Source organism: Chamaesiphon sp. OTE_8_metabat_110 (assembly GCF_031382685.1).
Lineage (GTDB): Bacteria > Cyanobacteriota > Cyanobacteriia > Cyanobacteriales > Chamaesiphonaceae > Chamaesiphon.
Genome location: NZ_JANMZA010000250.1, coordinates 1 through 2,768, shown reverse-complemented (window position 1 = coordinate 2,768; position 2,768 = coordinate 1). Strand labels below are relative to the sequence as shown.

Sequence of the window (2,768 nt, the reverse complement as noted above, 5' to 3'; positions counted from 1 at the left end):
CATCACATTACCTTGAATTTACTCGCTTTAATTATCTCAGCATTATGCTCGATCTGCTCGATCTAGAGGTAAATTCCTTAATCCTTCCACTAGTACAAAAGGTTTACTTGTCCCGATCGAATAAAAAGTGGGATGCTCCCTTTATCGAAGGCTGGTTCTCGATCGTCACGGTAGCAGAAGTTGATAAACTAGTAAGAATGTAGAAGTTAACGATTAATTTAGTTATGCCCGATCGAATATCGATTGTCAGTACATCGCCCGATATTATGGGCGGTACTCCAGTTTTCTCAGATACTAGAGTTCCCGTTCAGACGCTGTTCGATTATCTCAAAGCGGGAGAATCGATCGATGATTTTTTAGATGGATTCCCAACCGTGACTAGAGAACAGGTTATTGGTTTACTAGAAGCAGCCAGAAAACAACTTGTTAACATAGCGGCATAGCTATGAAAATCCTGTTAGATGAGTGTGTAGATCGTCGTCTAGCCAAAGAGTTTGTTGGCTACGACATTAACACAGTACCGCAGATGGGTTGGGCGGGAATTAAGGATCGCGAATTGTTGGTACTTGCCGAAGCAGACTTTGACATTTTTGTGACAGCGGATCGCAACTTGTCGTTTCAACACAACTTGTCGCAGTTCGATTTGTCACTAATTGTTTTACAAGCACAGTCTAATCGATTGGCAGATTTAAAGCCTTTAGTGCCAAAAGTTTTAGAAATGTTAGATATCGCACCAAGAGGACAAGCTACATTAGTTGGTATCTAACTTGGTTTTTAAAAATCAACCGGGGTCAAACCGTTGCCAGCTAAAGGCGGCTAGTAAATTATCGGCTTGCTGATGCCAGACTAGATCGGCGATTAACTTAGCCGTAATCGGCGCTAATAAAATCCCATTGCGATAGTGTCCGGTAGCTAGGGTGAGATTAGCCTCGGTACTGGTGCCTAAGATTGGTAATTCATCTGGTGTCGCTGGACGAAAACCCCACCAAGTTTCGAGGAGTGGGTACTGTTGCAGGGTTGGAAATAACCGCATCGCATTTGTCATCAATTGTTTGACGCCTTTGAGCGTATTCGATGGCGCAAAGCCGACATCTTCGCTAGTGGCACCGATAATAATTTTGCCATCACGACGCGGCACGATGTAGATTTCTTCGCCGAATAATACTTGCTGGAGCGGTAAATTATCTCGTTGCTCGTTGGGCACTAATACCGACAACATTTGCCCTTTGCGCGGGATGAGGGGGATGGGTAATAGTTGTTGCGACCAGGCACCTGTGGCGAGGATATAATGCTGGGCAGTGAGATCGCCTTGACTTGTCTCTAGGTGCGTCACTCGTCCCTGGTTGCGATGGATGGCGGTCACTTCCACGCTATCTCTCAAGTTTATCCCCAGAGCTTGACTGGCACTAGAGAGCGATCGAATTAAGGCGCGATTGTCTACTTGTCCGTCGGCTGGATACCAATAACCACCGACTACCGACTCACTCAAGCCCGACTGCTGCTGATGAATCGAGTCAGTATCCAGCCAGTCTTGTCCCGATGCGCTCAGATAACGGGGGGCGAGAATGCCACACTGCCAATAACCCACATCTACTCCCGAAATTGCCTCAATTTTTCGCACCCATTCCGGGTATAACTCGCGACTATCCAGACACAAATCGTGCATTGTACCGGGGGCAATTTGTTCTGCCTGCGGTGCTAACATGCCCGCTGCGGCATGACCTGCGGCAGCTTTGAAGTCTTTGCTCAAAATCGTGACTTGGGCACCGAGCAGGCGCAATTCTATGGCAGTGGCTAAACCGATTACACCACCACCGATGACGATAATTTCACTACCAGAAGACATCGATCGCATCTACAGACAATGCGATCGAGTCTAACTTAGATTTCGATCGCATTGGTAGCAACTTACTTTTTTCCCAGTCTTAAATTAGACATAGTACCGTCGCTAAATGCTGCGACAAGCCGACGATCCGCTGACAACTCTCAGCGTGCCAGATTCTAAAGCTACCATCGATATTACCTGCAACTAACGGCCCCATCACATAGCAGTTTTTGCTAGCTTCAAAGTTTTTGTCGATGACAAATCCTCGATTAGAATCATTAGGCGCACAAATCCCCCGTCGCAGCAGATTTTGGATCAGGATGGAGGAGGATTTGGTAACATCTTGGAAGCCAGCACAATTGATAATTACGCCTAGTGGTGTAGCTAAAGTTTTGGACTCGCGATCGTCACTATCGATGTATTCACAGCCTATACCGCCAGCAGCGAGCGGCAGAGCTTTGACAAACTTACCTTTGACAAAAGTTAACTTATCTTGGGCAACAAGCGTATCTACGACATCTAAATATTCGCCGCCCGCGCGTCGTTGCAACTTGCCGATCTCGACGGCATAAATCGACACGAATTGCTGTTGTTCGCCTGCATCGAGTAGATTTAAGGCCTGCATGGTCACTTTGGAGATCTGACCGTGAATATCCGAGATATTAATCTGTTGGGCACTAGCAGCGGCGACATCTAGCCGCACCGCTTCAAAGATTTGTTTGGCAGTAACGGGGGTGGTGTCTAGGAGGGCGACTAAGGCGGCTGGCGTATAGTCGATACTGGGCACTTCGCGACTGATGCGATGTGGGAAAGCCGCATTCGGCGAGAGAATGATGAATTTCTCAACTAAACCAGTCAGGGTTGGTGAATCATTGAGGCTGTAAAGTGTATCAAGAGTACCAGCATTCGAGCCGACAATCAGAATTTGACGATCGGGTTGTTG

General features: G+C 47.1%; 5 protein-coding genes. 3 read left to right on the top strand and 2 right to left on the bottom strand.

Annotated features, from left to right (window positions below; genetic code table 11):
- The 3 genes from RMO52_RS09225 to RMO52_RS09215 form a co-directional block, all read left to right on the top strand.
- The coding region (locus RMO52_RS09225; protein WP_310413210.1) for a hypothetical protein at positions 1-203 on the top strand (203 nt) is incomplete at its 5' end.
- Positions 204-224: 21 nt separating this feature from the next.
- Positions 225-443, top strand: coding sequence for a DUF433 domain-containing protein (locus tag RMO52_RS09220; RefSeq protein WP_309737731.1), 219 nt, complete (start codon positions 225-227; stop codon positions 441-443).
- A gap of 2 nt (positions 444-445) precedes the next feature.
- Entirely contained in the window at positions 446-766 is a 321-nt protein-coding gene (locus tag RMO52_RS09215; protein ID WP_310413207.1) for a DUF5615 family PIN-like protein, read from the top strand.
- 15 nt (positions 767-781) lie between these two features.
- Here the strand turns inward: RMO52_RS09215 and thiO are convergent, their stop codons facing one another.
- Both thiO and RMO52_RS09205 read right to left on the bottom strand, forming a co-directional pair.
- Complete coding sequence (gene thiO, locus RMO52_RS09210) at positions 782-1,846, bottom strand: glycine oxidase ThiO (RefSeq protein ID WP_310413204.1); 1,065 nt, start codon at positions 1,844-1,846, stop codon at positions 782-784.
- A 79-nt stretch (positions 1,847-1,925) separates the two neighbouring features.
- A partial coding sequence (locus tag RMO52_RS09205; protein ID WP_310413201.1) for a hypothetical protein occupies positions 1,926-2,768 on the bottom strand: 843 nt, incomplete at its 5' end.